The organism is Bradyrhizobium sp. 215_C5_N1_1, assembly GCF_052075935.1.
Classification (GTDB): domain Bacteria; phylum Pseudomonadota; class Alphaproteobacteria; order Rhizobiales; family Xanthobacteraceae; genus Bradyrhizobium; species Bradyrhizobium barranii.
This window is the reverse complement of record NZ_CP197228.1, coordinates 1,448,176-1,464,156: the sequence shown is the minus strand read 5'-3', so window position 1 is coordinate 1,464,156 and position 15,981 is coordinate 1,448,176. Positions and strand designations below refer to the sequence as shown.

Here is a 15,981-nt window from a genome sequence, read left to right as displayed (position 1 = left end):
GATCTGCCCGGGGTTTTTCCTGCCTGGTTAAGGTGTCCTGACGGCGCGCGGCGGAAACGGCCGGTGTCATGATCCGCCCTGATCCGCCCTCGTCCGTCCCTTGGACCGCCGGGCCGGCGCCGGTGCGATGTGGATACGCCCCCCGGCAAGGCTGATCAAGGCTCCCGCAAGGGTCTGCTTCAGGACCGGCCGGCCATTTGCGGCTGCGCGGGGGCTTGCAGCTATGGCCTGATCGAGCGCGGCCAGGAGAGTCTCGACCTTGCCGAGTTCCGCCGGCCCCTCATGACCGAGGGCATTGACGGCCCGCAGCAGGAGCCGCAGCCGGACCTCCTCCGGCAGATTGGCGAATGCCGAGGCCTCGAAGCTGCGACCGCCCGCCTGCGGCGCATCGCCGCGCGCCCGAAGCTGAAGGAAGCGTTCCGCACCATCGACCAGCACGTCGACCGCCGCATTGGCGCGCGCCAGCCTGCCTGCGAGCCGCGCCAGGCTCCTGCTGTCGCCCCCCTCGGCCGCGAGCTGCTGCAGCAGCGCGCGCAGCCGCGGCCGGGTGAAGGCGGTGTCGCGATTGGTGGGATCATCGGCAAAGCCGATCTTCGCCCGCCTCAAGGTCGCGATCAGCTGCGACTTCGGGACATCGAGCAGCGGGCGCACCAGCACCACGCCGTCGCGCTCCGTGAGGCGCGCCATCGCCGACAGCCCGGCGAGCCCGCTGCCGCGGACAAGGCGCATCAACAGGGTCTCGGCCTGGTCGTCGCGGGTGTGGGCGGTCAGCACATGGCTCGCGCCGGCGTTGCGCGCGGCCTGCGCAAGCAGGCGGTAGCGGGCTTCGCGTGCAGCGGCAGGCAGTCCCGTGTTCGGCTTCGCGCCACGCCAGCGCAGGGTCCGGTGTGCCAGCCCGAGTTCGGCCGCCAGCCGCTTGACCTCGCGCGCCTCGCGCGCCGCCTCCGGGCGCAGGCCGTGATCGACGGTGACGACGGTCAATTGCGGACCGCGTGCCAGGCCGCGCTTCCAGCGCGCGGCGAGCCACATCAGCGCGACCGAGTCAGGTCCGCCGGAGACCGCGAGCACCAGCGCCGGCGCACTTCTGAGCTCGGCGAAGAGTTGCTTCGCCGCGCGCGCCGAGATCGGTGAGTTGTCGTCGTCTGACATGACGCTGCCCAGGCCATCACCAGACTATTTAGCGCAGCGCCATCCGCATTGTCAGGGCGCAAATGCCGCGCGTCAGCACTTCACCCGCTTCTGCTCGCGATCGACGGCGGATTTGACGCCGGCGGAGGCGCGCGGATATTTGCGGCCGACCTCACCGAAGGCGGCGCAGGCGGCCTCTTTCTCCTTCAGCGCGGCCAGCGACTGGCCGAGCCGCAGCAGGGCATCCGGCGCCTTGGCGGACTTGTCGTATTTGGTGGTGACGGCGAGGAAGGCTTCCGCGGAGTCGCGATATTGCTGGCGCTGGAAATAGCTTTCGCCGAGCCAGTATTGCGCGTCGCCGAGCAGCGGATCGCTCGGATGTTTCTGCGCAAAATTCTTCATGGTCTGCTCGGCGAGCGCATAGTCCTTGCGCTGCATGTAGCCGATGCCGAGGTCGAACTCGTCGCGCGGCGTAGCCGAGGGCGGCAGGGTCGTCAGACCGGTGCCACCCGATGGCGCCGGATAGCCCGATTGTGCCGGCGGGTAGCCGGGCTGGGCTGCCGGCGGCACGCCTTGCTGGTAGCGCGGGCTGGTGTTGGCGAGATCGAGCGGCTCGCCGGCAGCGCGCCCGCCGCCAGGGGCGCCTGCCGCCATCGGCTGCTGCCCGCCACCAAGCGCGCGCGGCGCGCCGGGCGCATTCGGGTTCTGGTTCGGATCGAAGGAATCACCGCGGCGGCGCACGCCGGGCGCACCGGGCGCTGGCTGCTCCTGAACGATCGGCGCGGGAGCCGCGATCTGCGGCTGCTCGTAATTCGGCTGAGCCTGTTGCTGCTGGCGATAGGCCGGCGCGGACTGCGCAGGCGGTACGGCTGCGACCGAGGGCTGGACCGGCGCCTGTCCGGGCGCGGCCTGCGCGCCACCCTCGAGCGCCCGCAGCCGCTCCTCGAGCTGGCGGTTGCGGTATTGCAGCTCCTCGTTCTGGCCGGTGAGCTGGCGCAGCTGGTTCTCCAGCCGCTCGATCCGCATCTCGGGATCATCGTCCGACTGCGCCAGTGCGGGCGAGCACAAAGAGAACAGCGCGGCGATCGCCACGGTGCCGGTAAAGACCTTGGATCTGGATGACATCTTGCCCTGACGACGAAAACGAAATCTGCGACGGAACCTGCGACGCGCCACACATTGAAAGGCAGTACGCCAAAAATGTGACTGGCACCACGGGGTTTCGGTCACAGATGGCTGAAACAAAACCGGCGCCCGAGAGGGCGCCGGCATAATCGGTTCCTGAAGATGAACGGCGCCTGACTGATCGTCAGGAGCTCGCGTTCAGCACGGTGACGGCGCGACGGTTCTGCGACCAGCAGGAAATATCGTTACAGACAGCGACCGGCCGCTCCTTGCCGTAGGAGATCGTGCGCATGCGGTTCGGATCGATGCCGCGCGAGGCGAGGAACGAACGCACCGACTGGGCGCGGCGGGCGCCGAGTGCGATGTTGTATTCGCGGGTACCGCGCTCGTCGGCATGCCCCTCGATGGTGAAGCTGTACTGCCGATAGTTCTGGAGCCACTGCGCCTGCTTCTCCAGGGTCACGATCGCCTGCGGCGTCAGATCGGTCTGGTCGCTCTCGAAGAACACGCGGTCGCCCACGTTAACGACGAAATCCTGCTGGCTGCCAGGCGTCGCAGCATTGGCCATCGCATCCGTCGCTGCGTTCTTGTTCGCGCATGCGCCCATCGACAGCGCGATCGCAACCACCGCAGCCAGCTTCAATCCCTGGAGGATACGCATAGGGTATTTCATTCCGGAGCCTCCACGCTCACGTTCGTCCACTGCTGTCCGGTCTACAGGGGGTTGGTTAAGCGAACGTTCCGTCAACCTTGATGGAACCTTGCTTCAGCCGGTCAAATGCCCCCAAACCGCGAAAAGCAACCGTCATGGTTAATGGGTTCTAAATGTGGCGCGAGGGTGAAGCAACCTGCAGCAACCGGCAAAAGTGCAGGTTTTTGCTGGAATTTTGGGCTCGGACGATGATGGGGATGAACGGAGCTCCGGCCGAAAGGCGCGCGGCGGCTCAAGGCGGTGACGGCAGGCAATCAGACGTGAACGGCTTCCGGGACCAGTGACGACCGCTGCGGGATCTCGCGCTGCCCGCCGCGCCCGAACAGCATCCGCCGCTCGAAGGCGGTGGAGCGCATGATCGGATAACGCTCGAACACCTTCTTCCGGAAGGTCGGGAAATCCGCCGCCATCAGTCCGAACGGCTTGGTGAGGCCAGGAACCAGGCGGGGCTCGGCGATCGTCTCGTGCAGGAACACCCGCCGGTAGAAGGCCTGATGCTCGGGACGCACGATGGCGAGGCCGAGATCGGCATTGAAGTGCTCGCACGCCATGTAGGCGAGCCGGGTCGTCAGATAGGGCAATTCCGGAACCCGCTTCACCTGGTCGGGATCGGCGACAAAACGGGTCGGGTCGATCATGACCTCGCCGCGATCGAGCCGCGGCAGCAGGATGTCGGGGAAGACGTCGGCCGAGGTGGACTCGCGCCATTCCGAGGTCAGCACGCTGATGCGCACAGAGCTGCAGAGCTGGCCACGGAGATAGACGCCGAAGGTCCACGCGTTCGGCAGCTCGTCGTAGCGGTCGGTGACGCGGGCTTCCGCGGATTCCCTGACGGCACCCTCGCGCAGATAGGCGCGGTAGCGGAGGTTGTAGATTTGCTCCTTTTCCGCGTCCGTCGCCGCGAGATGATAGTCGACGTCGGTCAGAAGCTCCGCTCCCCGTCCAACAGCCGAAATGACAGATCTGGCTGAGGACTGCATTCGAACTCCTTACCCACCACCAACAACACCACCACGCGAACCTGGGCCATTTGCCGCTGAACAACTTGCGCGCGCGTGACGATTTATTAACACCTCCTTAACGACGATGCAAAGCAATCGACGCGATAGGGTTAACCTCCGTAGCACTACGGTCGGTCAGCAACTGCCTGAAACGACGTGCAATTTCTGGATGTGGACTCAGGCGAAGGAGCGTGAGCTGACAACCTGGAGCAGGCCCTCGCCGCGCCGTCCATGCGAGGCGTTGAGGAGCTGGCGCATCCGCACGGCGGGCACCGGACGGCTGAACAGATAGCCTTGCGCCTCGGAGACGGTGCCGTCTGCGCTGATCAGCTCGAGCTGCTCATTGGTCTCGATGCCCTCGACCACCACGGCCATGCCGAGGTCGGCCGACAGCCGCGCCACGCCACGCAGCAGCGTCAGCGGCCGGTCGGTGTCGATGCCCTCGAGGAAGGAGCGGTCGATCTTCACCTTCTGCATCGGGAAATTGTGCAGATAGCTGAGGCTGGAATAGCCGGTGCCGAAATCGTCGAGCGAGATGCGCACGCCGAGCGCATGCAGTTGCGACAGCGTGTCGTGGGTGAGCTGGGTGTTACGAAGCAGCGAGGACTCCGTGATCTCGATCTCCAGCCGATGGGCCGGCAGCCCCGAGACCTCGAGCGCGTAGCGGATTTCGCTGAGCACGTCGCGCTGGTGGAATTGCTGCGGCGAGAAGTTGACGGCGACGCTGACGCCGTCGGGCCACTTCATGCATTCCATGCAGGCGCGGCGCAGGATCCAGCGGCCGAGATCGACGATCAGCCCCATGTCTTCGGCGACCGGGATGATGTCGACCGGCGAGACCGTGCCGCGCACCGGATGATTCCAGCGCAGCAGCGCCTCGCAGGTGGTGATCTTGCCGGACTTCAGATTGACCAGCGGCTGGTAGAACAGCTCGAACTCCTCGTTGGCCAGCGCCTTGCGCAGGTCGAGCTCGAGGATGCGGCGGGCCTCGACGGTGGCCGCCATCTCGTCGCGGAAGAAGCAGAAGGTGCCGCGGCCGTCGGCCTTGGCGCGGTAGAGCGCCATGTCGGCGTTCTTGAGCAGCGTGTCGGCCCTGACGTCGCCGTCCGGCGAGGTCAGCGCGATGCCGACGCTGGCGCCGATCTCGACCAGATGATTGTCGATTCGGTAGCGCTCGCTCAGGCGTTCGACGATGCGGCGGGCGAGGCTCGCGGCATCCTCGGCCGAGCTGATGTTCTGCTGGAACACGACGAACTCGTCGCCGCCGAAGCGGGCGACGAAATCCTCAGGACGCAGCATCTCGCGCAGGCGGTTGGCGACCGCGCACAGGAGCTGGTCGCCGCAGGGATGGCCGAGCGTGTCGTTGACCTGCTTGAACTGGTCGAGGTCGACGAACAGCAGCGCCGAGAGGCGCTCGGCGTCGTGCGAGATCGCCAGCAACCGTTCGATCTCGTCGCGGAAGGAGACCCGGTTGGGCAGCGCCGTGAGCTCGTCATAGCGGGCGAGATGGGTGATCCGGGCTTCCGCGTTGGTACGTTCGGTGATGTCTTCCAGCAGCAGCACCGTGCCGCCGCCGGTCATCGGCTGGAACGTCCAGGCGAGCGCGCGGCCGCGCGAGGAATCCGGATCGGCGGTGACGATCTCGCAGATCCGCGCATGCTCGATCTCGGCCAGGATCTGCTTGCCGCTCTCCGCCGAGATGGAGCCGGCGGCGATACAGGCCGATACGATGTCGGCAGCGGTGGCGCCACGCTTGACCAGATCTTCGGGCAACGCCATCAGCTCGCCGAAGCGATGGTTCATCACCGCAAGGCGGCCGTCGGCGCGAAACATGCACAGGCCATGCGGCATGTTGTTGAGCGCGGTGTCGAACTGGCTTGCCAGCGCGGACTCACGAAAGCTCGAGGTCAGCGCCTTGACGAAGATCGCATGCAGGCTGAGATTGATGTTCTTCAGCCCGACGAAGAAGAACACGAGCAGGACGGCGAGCCCGATGTGGTAGAAGCCGCCATGCAGCAGCAGCGCGAGCGACATCGGTGCGCAGGCGAGCGCGACGTGCCACTGGATCACCCGGGGCTGGCCGTAATTGCGGGCGGCGCCGCCCGCGGTGTAGCCGATGCCGATGGCGACACAGAGCATGTCGGCAATCGGATCGTCATTGTTGTAGATGACGACGAAGGACCACAGGCCGAGCACCGCCGCATAGCTGAGCGCGCCGAGCCAGTAGCGCGGCTCCAGGTGCTTGGCTTCCTCGAACGAGAGTGGGTGCGTGCGGTTTTCGTATCCGCGCATCTGGAACGCGCGCGCGGTGCCGATCGCGATCAGCAGAAATGCGAGCGGCCACAGCCAGACATCGCCTGTCTTCAGCGCAGTCATGACCGCGGCCACGGCCGCGGAGGCCGAGCCCAGGAAAATCGCCCAGAAATTCTGCACCATAGAGTTGATGAGAGCGGCGTAGAGTATTGGCTCCAGCTCGTCTCGATCGCTCTGCTTCTGGTCGGCCAGCTGCATCGGCTTGTTACGCGTCCTGTTTGGCGCGTACTTTTACCCAGACCTGATGAAGCCTTTCTGAGGGAACATCGTTAAAGTCGAGTTGTTTTTCGGCAATAGCGAACAAGTTTCCGCTGAAATATCAAGCAACTAGGCAAGCGTTGCCGGGCACAAGGTGAAGGAAAGCTTGCGTCCTGCACCAAACCCCGAAAAAATCGGCATGTTTTTTCGAAAACATCGCGCGTCTGAACGCGCAATGTCTTAGCCCCGATGTTTCACGCGAACCTGTATCCACTTCGCTCGCAGGCGCTCTAGCCGGGTGTCGAGGACAGCAGCGGCGACCATGCCGGGTCGGAGGCGAAGCCCGGCGTCGGCACCTTGAGCTCGTTGCGGCCGGAGATGTCGACGGAGAACAGCGACGGCCCGCCGCTGCCGCCAGGATCGCGGAAGAACATCAGCACGCGGCCGTTCGGCGAGAAGGTCGGGCCTTCGTTGTGATAGCCTGAGGTGAGCAGACGCTCGCCGGAGCCGTCCGGCTTCATGACGCCGATCGAGAACTGCCCGCCGCCTTGCCTGGTGAAGGCGATGTAATCGCCGCGCGGCGACCACACCGGCGTCGAATAGGTGGCGTTGGTGTCGTCCTTGGAGAAGGAGATGCGCTGCGCCTGTCCGCCGCCCGCGGCCATCACATAGATCTGCGACCTGCCGCCGCGATCGGATTCGAAGCAGATGCGGGTGCCGTCCGGTGAGTAAGACGGAGAGGTGTCGATCGCCGGCGTATCGGTGAGCCGCGTGGTCGAGCGCGAGCGCAGATCCATCACGAACAGGTTCGAATTGCCACCCTGCTGCAGGCTCATGATGACGCGCTGGCCGTCCGGCGAGAAGCGCGGCGCGAAGGTCATGCCGGGGAAATTGCCGACGATCTCGCGCTGGCCGGTCTCGATGTTGAAGAGATAGACCTTCGGATCGCCCTGGCCGAACTCCATGTAGGTGATCTCTTGCGAGTTCGGCGAGAAGCGCGGCGTCAGCACGAGGTCGGAGCCGCGGGTCAGATAGCGCACATTGGCACCGTCCTGGTCCATCATCGCGAGCCGCTTGACGCGACGCTCCTTTGGACCGGTCTCGTCCACGAACACCACGCGGCTGTCGAAATAGCCCTTTTCGCCGGTCATCTGCTCATAGATCTGGTCGGAGATGATGTGGGCGATGCGGCGCCAATATTCCGGCGAGGTGAAATATTGCTGGCCCGCAAGCTGCTGGCCCGTGATGACGTCCCACAGGCGGAATTCCGCCTTGAGCCTTCCGTCCTGCCCCCGCGTCATGCGGCCGGTGACAAGGGCCTGGGCGTTGATGGTCTTCCAGTTCTGGAATTGCGGCGCGACGTCGATGTTGCTGATGCGCTCGATGAAAGCGGCCTGGTCGATCGGTGCGAACAGGCCCGACCGCTTCAGATTGTTGGTGATGACCTGGGTGACGCCGTTGCTGACGTCGCCGTCGGCGGGCGAGCCCGGCACGAAGTTGGAGATCGCGATCGGGATCGGCCGAAACTCCGTTGGATTGAGTTCGAGCCGCTTTTGGCCCTGGGCCAGGGCATGTCCGCCCCCGAGCGTCGCGAGCGCCGATCCTGTCAGCGTCATGAAGCGGCGGCGGTTCATCGATAGGACGTCATTCATCGCAAAATTCTTTTGTTCGGATGTCACAACATATCTTTCAGGCCGAAGCGCATTGGAATGGTCTTCCAAGTGTCATACTGCTGCTTCGGCAGGAACGAATAGACCTGACACTGCACGATGGCGCGCTTGGCGCTCTCCGCCACCGCCTGAGCAATCGACCGAGACGGGCCGCGAACCGCGACGATAATCGGCTCGGACGCAAGTGAGCCATCGATTTTCATCGGGATATCGATGTCAGCCTCGTATTGCTCGGCGTCTTGCCCGTTATAGGTGGGCGTGAAGCAGCGCCGGACCGCATTCGTGAACGCGCCTCCCCACGTCGCAACGTTGTTGGCAGCAGTCCCGGTTGTCGATCCCAGCGCAGCCGACGCATTCAGCGCCGCGCCGGAGAGCTCGTGCCGGGTCGCCGCGCGCTTGTCGAGGTCGCGCTGGATCTGCGCGGGATCGAAGCTGCGCTCCTTGGGCTTCGGTTGCTGTTGCGGCTGCACCGCCGCGACCTTCTGCTCGACGGGCTTCGGCGGAGACTTCTTGGTCTCCAGCTTCTTCTGGAGCTCGGCGATCGGATCTTCCTTCGCCGGATCAGGTTTCTTTTCCTGCGGCTTCGGTTCTTCCTTCGGCTTCGCCTCGGCGACAGGCTTCGGCGGCTCGGGCTTCTTCTCGACCGGCTTTTCGACGGGTTTCGGCGGCGGCTCGGGCGTCGAGTTGGTCTTGATCAGCTCTTTCTTCTCGGTGACCTTGCCGACGGCGTCTTCCTCGGGCTTGGCTTCCGCGATCTTCTCGACCTTGGGCTTCGGCTCTTCCTTTTTGCCGGTCTTCTGCCCCGACATCATCTGCGCAAGCTGATCGGTGGAGATGATGTCGATCGGAAGCGACTCTTCCGCGACAAAGGCCTTGCTGCTAAAGGTGACCAGTCCCCATCCAAGCACGAGGACGTGGAGGGCAATCGACGCAACGAGTGTCTTGTCGACGTTCACCTTCACCGGTTTACCCCTGATCCGCCTCGGTCACGAGCGCCAGCTTCTTGAAGCCCGCGCCGGACAACAGGCCCATGACCTTGGCCACCGTTCCGTAATCCGCCTTCTTGTCGGCGCGCAGATAGATGCGCTCCTCGAGCCCGCCGCGCGCGTCCGTGATCGCCTTCAGCTTCGGGATCAACTCGTTGATCGCGATCTCGGCGTCGTTGATGAACACCTTGCCCTTGATGTCGACCGACATCTGGATCGGCTTCTGGTCGTTGTTTTCGAGGCTCTTGGCCTGGGTCTGAGGCAGGTCGAGCGGCACGCCGACCGTCAACATCGGAGCCGACACCATGAAGATGATGAGCAGCACCAGCATCACGTCCACCATCGGCGTGACGTTGATCTCGGCCACGACGGGCTTGCGCCGGCCACGGCGCCCGCCGCCTCCGGACGAACTAGCTACGTTCATCGCCATGATCGAGTGCCCAAATTGCCCCTCACACTATACATGCCGTCCGTCAGCCCCGCTCGTCGATCTGACGCGACAGAATGGCGGAAAATTCATCGGCGAAACCTTCGAGCCGCTGGGCCTGCCGGTTCACCTCGGAAGTGAACTTATTGTAGAAAATAGTGGCAGGAATGGCGGCGATAAGGCCGACGGCGGTCGCAAACAGCGCTTCCGCGATGCCCGGCGCGACCACCGCCAGGGAGGTATTTTTGGATGCCGCGATCGACTGGAAGCTCGACATGATGCCCCAGACCGTGCCGAACAGGCCGACAAAGGGGCCGGCGGAGCCGACGGTAGCGAGCACCAGCAGCCGGCGTTCCAGCCGCTCGACCTCGCGGGCGATCGAGACGTTCATCACCTTGTCGATGCGCATCTGAAGGCCCGCGACCGAGCGAGCGTGGCTCTCGAACGAGCGCTTCCACTCGCGCATGGCGGCGACGAAGCAGGCTGCCATGGAATGCGTCGGCTTGGCCGAGAGCGTGCGATAGAGCTCCTCGATCGACTCGCCGGACCAGAAGGCCTGCTCGAACCGGTCCATCGAGCGGCGGGTGCGCGCGTAAAGAAAGATCTTGTCGATCGCGATGGCCCAGACCCAGACCGAGCAGGCGAGAAGCCCCAGCATCACCGCTTTCACGATCCAGTGAGCCTGCAAGAACAGCGCAATCAGCGACACGTCCGCGGAAGCGGCAACCGGAAGGGCTGACTGAGCCACGTCGGCCGGATTCATAAGCAGTATCCTCTCAAGGCGATCATTTACCTGACCTCTCCGGCCAGCAAATGGCTGCCGGTTCCCCAACAGCCGCGCTAGCACCGGCGCGGCCGGCAAGCCCGCTCAAAGCCTTGTCTTTCTGGGGTGCAGGGGCTCGTCCAAAGCCGGCCGTCTGCATTCCCTGCCAAGATGTCAAAACTATGGGCCTTGAGCACGGCTCCGGGCACGACTGTCCGCAATTACCAGAGCCCGCCGATGGTTAACGTGCGGTTACCACGGCCGAATTTGGCTGCCGGAAAGGTAGGCAGCGCAGGCGGTTGGCCGCTTTGCCGCGGGACATGGCGGCGACGGATCGGAGCCGGGTCCACTGGCGAGGTCGGTTCCCTCCCCCCCTTGCGGGGGAGGCTAGGGAGAGGGGTACCACACGGGGGCTCCCACCGAAATCGAACACACGCAACGAGCACCTTTTCCTGGGCGACCCCTCTCCCCCGCCCTCCCCAGCAAGGGGGGAGCGCAGTGGGACTCGTGGCGCTACGACACCGGGCGCAACGGACGCCCCTTCTGGAACCCCCGCCCCTGCCCAGCCCGAAATCGCAGGGAGCGTCGCGTGCGCCACAGCTACACCACGTCCACATGCTCCATCTCGCATCTCACGGCGGGCACGAGCCGATAGGCTGCGCTCGCTGACAATAACGTGCCGGCATCACCGGCCAGCCCGAGGAGCGTCCCATGCCGAAACCACAAGCAAATCAGCGGTGGATCGTCGCCGCGATCATATCGGTCAGCCTCGTCACATCCGGCGCCGCGCGCGCGGCGTCGGTCGCGCCGGTCGCCGCGCAAAACGGCATGGTGGTGTCCGCGCAGCATCTGGCGACCCAAGTGGGTGTCGACGTGCTGAAGCGCGGCGGCAATGCCGTCGATGCCGCTGTGGCCGTCGGCTATGCCTTGGCCGTCGTCTATCCGGCCGCCGGCAATCTCGGTGGTGGCGGCTTCATGACGATCCAGCTCGCCGACGGCCGCAAGACCTTCCTCGATTTCCGCGAGACCGCGCCCAAGGCGGCGACGGCCAATATGTATCTCGACAAGGACGGCAACGTCATCAAGGGCATCTCGACCAAGGGGCATCTGGCTGTGGGTGTGCCAGGCTCCGTCTCGGGCATGGAATATGCGCGCGAAAAATACGGCACCATGAAGCGCGCCGACCTGCTCGCTCCCGCGATCCAGTTCGCCGAACAGGGATTTGTGCTCGACCAGGGCGACATCGACCTGCTGCGCACGGCAACCGACGATTTCAAGGACGATCCGGCATCGAGCGCCATCTTCCTCAACAACGGCCAGCCGTTCGGCGTGGGCGATCGACTGCTGCAATCCGAACTGGCGAAAACCCTGCGCGAGATCAGCAGCAAAGGCACCGACGGCTTCTATAAGGGGTGGGTCGGCAGCGCCATCGTGGCATCGAGCCAGGCCGGCAAGGGCCTGCTGACGCAGGACGACCTCGACGGCTACAAGACGCGCGAGCTCGCACCTGTCGAATGCGACTATCGCGGCTATCACGTGATTTCCGCGCCGCCACCGAGCTCGGGCGGCGTCGTCATCTGCGAGATCCTGAATATCCTGGAGGGCTACCCTCTGAAGGAGCTGGGCTACCATTCCGCGCAGGCCGTGCACGTGCAGATCGAGGCCATGCGGCATGCTTACGTGGACCGCAACAGCTATCTCGGCGATCCGGATTTCGTGAAGAATCCGCTCGACCGCCTGCTCGACAAGAATTACGCGACCAAGATCCGCGCCGTGATCGATCCGAACAAGGCCGCAATCTCCAAGGACATCAAGCCGGGCGTCGCGCCGCACGAGGGCAGCAACACCACGCACTATTCAATCGCGGACAAGGACGGCAACGCGGTATCGGTGACGTACACGCTGAACGATTGGTTCGGCGCCAAGGTGACGGCGGCCAAGACCGGCGTGCTGCTGAACGACGAAATGGACGACTTCACGGCCAAGGTCGGGGTGCCGAACCTGTATGGCCTGGTGCAGGGCGAGGCGAATTCCATCGCTCCGGGCAAGCGACCGCTGTCCTCGATGAGCCCGACCATCGTCACCAAGGACGGCAAGACCGTCATGGTGGTGGGCACGCCCGGCGGCAGCCGCATCATCACGGCGGTCCTGCAGACCATGATCAATGCGATCGACTACGGCATGAACGCGCAGGAAGCCGTCGACATGCCGCGCATCCACCAGCAATGGCTGCCTGATATGACCAATGTCGAGGACTATGCGCTGTCACCGGACACGCGCAAGATCCTGGAAGGCATGGGCCACAAATTCGGGCCGCCGCAGCCGGCCAACCATCTCGCGGTCATCATCGTCGGCGCGCCGTCACTGAATGGCGAGCAAGTCGGCAACAACCGTTACTACGGTGCGAACGATCCACGCCGAAACTCGGGATTGGCCGCCGGGTATTGATCTACGCCACCCTTACGACTGTCATCCCCCGCGACCCGGCTACGCCAAGGCTTCGCCGGGGCTGCGGTCCAGGGGCGCCGAAGCTTTAGCGTAGGCGTCAAGCGGGGTATCCAGTACGCTGCGGCTCCTCCGCATCTCAATGCTGTCTCTGGAATACTGGATTGCCCGCCTTCGCGGGCAATGACGGCGGTAGAAATGGTCGAGGACCGCCCCTCACCATTTCTCCTTCGAGGTCCGCACATCGAGCTCGAACGACCAGGCGCGCTCGGGCTGGCGATAGAGGAAGGCGAAGGCATCGACGATGCCATCGATGTCGATCAGGCTGTCCTCGCGGCCGGCCGCATCCGGGAATCGTGAAAAGATCTTGTCGCCGGCGATCGCGCCATCGACCACGACATGGCCGACATGGATGCCGTCGCTCGCGTATTCCTTGGCCATCGCCTGCGCCAGCGTGCGCAGGCCGGCCTTGGACGAGTTGAAGGCGCCGTAGCCGGAGCGTCCGCGCAGCGAGGCACTGGCGCCGGTGAACAGCAGCGTGCCGGTCTTCTTCGGCACCATCCGCCGCACCGCCTCGCGGCCGAACAGGAAGCCGCCGAAGCAGACCACGCGCCAGGCATTCTCGAAATAGTCGGCCTCCATCTCGATGATCTTGCCGGGCGTGTTGTTGCCGGCGTTGTAGATGGCGAGGTCGAGGTTGTCGCCGGCGGCATCGAACAGCGCGACGATGTCCCCCTCCCTGGTCGCATCAGCAACGAAGGGTACGGCTGCGCCGCCCGCCTTCGTGATGTCGTCGACAACGGCCTGCAAGGCAAACAGCGTCCGGCCCGCGACGATCACCTTGAGCCCATCGGCCGCAAGGCGCTTGCAAAGCCGGGCTCCGAGCCCGCGGTCCGGACCAACGCCGATCACGATTGCCGTCTTCATTGCAACTCTCCGAAGGTTGATGGGGTCAAGCCGCCGAGGCAGGTTCGGGGCAATTGGTCAATCGCGCGGGATTGCCGATCGCGGTGCAGCCAGCGGGCACGTCACCGGTCACAACAGCGCCGGCACCGATCTTTGCGAAATCACCGATATTGATGTCACCGAGAATGGTCGCGCCGCCACCGATGTAGACGCCGCGGCCGATGCGCGGCGAACGCGTCGGCAATTCACCGCGACGGCCGATGCTGACGCTCTGGAGGATGGTGACCTCGTCGCCGATCACCACATTCGCACCAATCACGATGCCGGTGGCGTGGTCGAGATAGACGGACAATCCAATGGATGCGGCCGGATGAATGCTGATCTGCAGCAGGTTGGACGCCTCGTTCTGAAACAGCAGCGCCGCGTCGCGATGGTCATGACGCCAGAGCCAGTTCGAGACGCGCCAGGCTTGCAGCGCAACGTAGCCCTTGTAATGCAGCAGCGGCGGCAGCAGGTCGGTGATGGCGGGATCGCGCAATGCGATGGCCTGCAGATCTCGGTTGGCGGTTTCGATCAGGTCTGGCTCGCCTTGAAAGGCGTCGCGGGAATAGGACGTGAAGCGCGTGCGCCCGGTGGTGCCACTGCCGAGCCGCTGCCCGATCAAATCGGCTAAGGCGGCGGCAAAATCATCATGAGCGAGAATGGTACGCGCAAGGGCCGTACCGAACACGGGGTCGGCATCAGCCGCGCGCTGCGCCTCGCTGCGGACCTGTTGCCAGAGGCCGTCGCTCGCCGTGATCGCAGCTTCCGCCATTGTCGCCTCCGGTCCGCCCACTCTTGTGAAGGCGAATATAGGCGGTCCGGGTCGGGGCGCCAGTCACGCCGTCGGGACGCGCTTGCTTTCGCCCTCAAGATCGGTCCGGGCCCGCTTGCGCAGGCTGAGCGTGTAGAGCCAGCCGCCCGCCGCGATCAGGATCGGCAGGACGAAGAGCGCGAAATCGCGGAGCAGGATCATGGGGCGATACTCCCCTTCGCAAACGAGACCGCGCGGCTGAGTGCGAACGAGGCGAACCAATAGAGATAAAGGCTGAGAAAGAACCGCCAGGATTCGCCGAGCTGCCACTGCGGATAGAGCTGGACTTCCGTCGGCCATCCATTGAGGAACGCGATCGCCACCGGCACGATGTTTCCGAACCGGTCGAACAGCGCCGAGGCGCGCTCAAGGAGCGCGATGCGCTGGCTGATCTCTTTGCGTTCGGCGTTGGTCATGGTCGGGCCCGTTGGCGCCGCGGGAGATGCGCCGTCGGGGCTTGGTCGGGCGTGGTGCGGATCGGGTTCTACCGGTCCTGCACATGTACGTGATCAACGCCGCAGAACGCACGCCCACCGGCGCAGAGGCGAAAATGGCAATCGGGATCAGACGCGCAGCTGCCATAGACCAAGCCAATGTAGCCCAGCACCGCCAGGGCGGTCACGGCAAGCAGCAGGCGGGTGTAGAGGTCCATGATGCGCGTCGTCCAGCAGCGCGGCGGATTGAGGTGGCACGCGCAAGTCTTGGTGTCGGATCGTCGGCGGTTGGTTCGGGTCCCCAAAAACCAAACCGCCCGCCTGCGGGTTGCGCAGGCGGGCGGCTCGGGGCCATCAGGACTTTGGGGGCATGCGCCTGAAGGCTTTGAGAGGCAGACCTCGGATCAGCCGTTTTAGATCAGCCCTGCGGCTGGTCGGTCGGCGGCGGGGTCGGACGCGTCTTGTGCTGCGCCATGAACTGGTCGAACTCTTCCTTGTCCTTGGCGTGACGCAGACGGTCGAGGAAGTTCCTGAACTCGACCTGCTCTTCCTCAAGCCGCTGCAACGTCTCGGTGCGGTATTCGTCGAAGGCACGGTTGCCGCTCGAGGGCGGGCCGAAGCCGAAGCCGAAACCACGGCGCTCCATGCGGCCGCGCATGCGGTCCATCTTGTACTGCATCCGCTCCATCTTGTTCTGCCAGCGATCCTGATGGCTCCAGCAACCCATTTTTCTGCTCCCGAGTGTGAAAAAGAGAAGGGCAAGTCCGATCGGCCACCAGATGATGAAGCCGAGGATGGTCACGGCGATCCAGCCGGGATGCCAGGGCGTATCGAGCATGTGGGGGCGCTCATAGCGTTCGTCAGAGGAACCGCGCCATCGATTGACATCAGCGGTGTAGGCCATTTCCATCTCCATCACGGCACCAGCGCCGTTGTGAATGTAAATAACATTTACATAGCTAGACCATCCCGCGATTTTGTCAAGCCGGCCGCCTGACAGGGTCGCCGAATTATTTGCGC

At 64.5% G+C, this 15,981-nt stretch carries 16 protein-coding genes; 1 reads left to right on the top strand and 15 read right to left on the bottom strand.

The genetic code is table 11. From position 1 onward, the window contains the following. Positions 1-66: 66 nt before the first annotated feature. From tilS to tolQ, 9 genes are all read right to left on the bottom strand, one after another. A complete protein-coding gene (tilS, locus tag AB7G19_RS06830) occupies positions 67-1,149 on the bottom strand; it encodes a tRNA lysidine(34) synthetase TilS (RefSeq protein ID WP_085400844.1) in 1,083 nt (360 codons plus the stop codon). Between the two features lie 72 nt (positions 1,150-1,221). Next, positions 1,222-2,253, bottom strand: coding sequence for a tol-pal system protein YbgF (gene ybgF, locus AB7G19_RS06825; RefSeq protein WP_085400846.1), 1,032 nt, complete (start codon positions 2,251-2,253; stop codon positions 1,222-1,224). 184 nt (positions 2,254-2,437) lie between these two features. Next, entirely contained in the window at positions 2,438-2,926 is a 489-nt protein-coding gene (pal, locus tag AB7G19_RS06820; RefSeq protein WP_028152222.1) for a peptidoglycan-associated lipoprotein Pal, read from the bottom strand. A gap of 293 nt (positions 2,927-3,219) precedes the next feature. Further along, positions 3,220-3,945, bottom strand: coding sequence for an N-acyl amino acid synthase FeeM domain-containing protein (locus tag AB7G19_RS06815; protein ID WP_085400848.1), 726 nt, complete (start codon positions 3,943-3,945; stop codon positions 3,220-3,222). A gap of 198 nt (positions 3,946-4,143) precedes the next feature. Next, complete coding sequence (locus AB7G19_RS06810; protein WP_085400850.1) at positions 4,144-6,477, bottom strand: putative bifunctional diguanylate cyclase/phosphodiesterase; 2,334 nt, start codon at positions 6,475-6,477, stop codon at positions 4,144-4,146. Between the two features lie 290 nt (positions 6,478-6,767). Then, positions 6,768-8,111 carry a Tol-Pal system beta propeller repeat protein TolB gene (tolB, locus tag AB7G19_RS06805; protein WP_049807612.1) on the bottom strand — a complete coding sequence of 448 codons (1,344 nt, stop codon included), beginning with the start codon at positions 8,109-8,111 and terminating at the stop codon, positions 6,768-6,770. A 41-nt stretch (positions 8,112-8,152) separates the two neighbouring features. After that, a complete protein-coding gene (locus tag AB7G19_RS06800; RefSeq protein WP_085400852.1) occupies positions 8,153-9,109 on the bottom strand; it encodes a protein TolA in 957 nt (318 codons plus the stop codon). Positions 9,110-9,113: 4 nt separating this feature from the next. Next, on the bottom strand, positions 9,114-9,563 hold the full coding sequence (tolR, locus tag AB7G19_RS06795) for a protein TolR (protein WP_028152217.1): 450 nt from the start codon (positions 9,561-9,563) through the stop codon (positions 9,114-9,116). Between the two features lie 43 nt (positions 9,564-9,606). Further along, positions 9,607-10,323 (bottom strand): protein TolQ, encoded by a 717-nt coding sequence (gene tolQ / locus AB7G19_RS06790; RefSeq protein WP_085400854.1) that lies wholly within the window; start codon positions 10,321-10,323, stop codon positions 9,607-9,609. Positions 10,324-11,034: 711 nt separating this feature from the next. Here tolQ and ggt point away from each other — a divergent pair. Further along, positions 11,035-12,771 (top strand): gamma-glutamyltransferase, encoded by a 1,737-nt coding sequence (gene ggt / locus AB7G19_RS06785; RefSeq protein WP_085401841.1) that lies wholly within the window; start codon positions 11,035-11,037, stop codon positions 12,769-12,771. A gap of 213 nt (positions 12,772-12,984) precedes the next feature. On the opposite strand, the gene AB7G19_RS06780 is transcribed toward ggt, so the two are convergent. The 6 genes from AB7G19_RS06780 to AB7G19_RS06755 all read right to left on the bottom strand — a co-directional run bounded on the left by AB7G19_RS06780 (position 12,985) and on the right by AB7G19_RS06755 (position 15,865). Continuing rightward, entirely contained in the window at positions 12,985-13,695 is a 711-nt protein-coding gene (locus AB7G19_RS06780; protein WP_085401840.1) for an SDR family NAD(P)-dependent oxidoreductase, read from the bottom strand. Positions 13,696-13,720: 25 nt separating this feature from the next. Further along, a complete protein-coding gene (locus tag AB7G19_RS06775; RefSeq protein WP_085401839.1) occupies positions 13,721-14,488 on the bottom strand; it encodes a serine O-acetyltransferase in 768 nt (255 codons plus the stop codon). A gap of 63 nt (positions 14,489-14,551) precedes the next feature. Beyond that, on the bottom strand, positions 14,552-14,689 hold the full coding sequence (locus tag AB7G19_RS06770) for a hypothetical protein (protein ID WP_201266188.1): 138 nt from the start codon (positions 14,687-14,689) through the stop codon (positions 14,552-14,554). Beyond that, a complete protein-coding gene (locus tag AB7G19_RS06765) occupies positions 14,686-14,943 on the bottom strand; it encodes a hypothetical protein (RefSeq protein WP_085401838.1) in 258 nt (85 codons plus the stop codon). Before AB7G19_RS06765 ends, AB7G19_RS06770 begins: the two co-directional genes overlap by 4 nt. 68 nt (positions 14,944-15,011) lie before the next feature. After that, complete coding sequence (locus AB7G19_RS06760) at positions 15,012-15,179, bottom strand: hypothetical protein (RefSeq protein WP_144030761.1); 168 nt, start codon at positions 15,177-15,179, stop codon at positions 15,012-15,014. A gap of 200 nt (positions 15,180-15,379) precedes the next feature. Continuing rightward, positions 15,380-15,865 carry a DUF2852 domain-containing protein gene (locus AB7G19_RS06755; RefSeq protein ID WP_028152211.1) on the bottom strand — a complete coding sequence of 162 codons (486 nt, stop codon included), beginning with the start codon at positions 15,863-15,865 and terminating at the stop codon, positions 15,380-15,382. Between the last annotated feature and the right edge of the window lie 116 nt (positions 15,866-15,981).

Bases quoted from the DNA above. Each gene is read 5' to 3' on its own strand.
- AB7G19_RS06765 (WP_085401838.1), bottom strand. From the start codon at position 14,943: ATGACCAACGCCGAACGCAAAGAGATCAGCCAGCGCATCGCGCTCCTT.
- tilS (WP_085400844.1), bottom strand. From the start codon at position 1,149: ATGTCAGACGACGACAACTCACCGATCTCGGCGCGCGCGGCGAAGCAA.
- ybgF (WP_085400846.1), bottom strand. From the start codon at position 2,253: ATGTCATCCAGATCCAAGGTCTTTACCGGCACCGTGGCGATCGCCGCG.
- pal (WP_028152222.1), bottom strand. From the start codon at position 2,926: ATGAAATACCCTATGCGTATCCTCCAGGGATTGAAGCTGGCTGCGGTG.
- AB7G19_RS06775 (WP_085401839.1), bottom strand. From the start codon at position 14,488: ATGGCGGAAGCTGCGATCACGGCGAGCGACGGCCTCTGGCAACAGGTC.
- tolQ (WP_085400854.1), bottom strand. From the start codon at position 10,323: ATGAATCCGGCCGACGTGGCTCAGTCAGCCCTTCCGGTTGCCGCTTCC.
- ggt (WP_085401841.1), top strand. From the start codon at position 11,035: ATGCCGAAACCACAAGCAAATCAGCGGTGGATCGTCGCCGCGATCATA.
- AB7G19_RS06780 (WP_085401840.1), bottom strand. From the start codon at position 13,695: ATGAAGACGGCAATCGTGATCGGCGTTGGTCCGGACCGCGGGCTCGGA.
- AB7G19_RS06815 (WP_085400848.1), bottom strand. From the start codon at position 3,945: ATGCAGTCCTCAGCCAGATCTGTCATTTCGGCTGTTGGACGGGGAGCG.
- AB7G19_RS06810 (WP_085400850.1), bottom strand. From the start codon at position 6,477: ATGCAGCTGGCCGACCAGAAGCAGAGCGATCGAGACGAGCTGGAGCCA.
- AB7G19_RS06760 (WP_144030761.1), bottom strand. From the start codon at position 15,179: ATGGACCTCTACACCCGCCTGCTGCTTGCCGTGACCGCCCTGGCGGTG.
- AB7G19_RS06770 (WP_201266188.1), bottom strand. From the start codon at position 14,689: ATGATCCTGCTCCGCGATTTCGCGCTCTTCGTCCTGCCGATCCTGATC.
- tolR (WP_028152217.1), bottom strand. From the start codon at position 9,563: ATGGCGATGAACGTAGCTAGTTCGTCCGGAGGCGGCGGGCGCCGTGGC.
- AB7G19_RS06755 (WP_028152211.1), bottom strand. From the start codon at position 15,865: ATGGCCTACACCGCTGATGTCAATCGATGGCGCGGTTCCTCTGACGAA.
- tolB (WP_049807612.1), bottom strand. From the start codon at position 8,111: ATGAACCGCCGCCGCTTCATGACGCTGACAGGATCGGCGCTCGCGACG.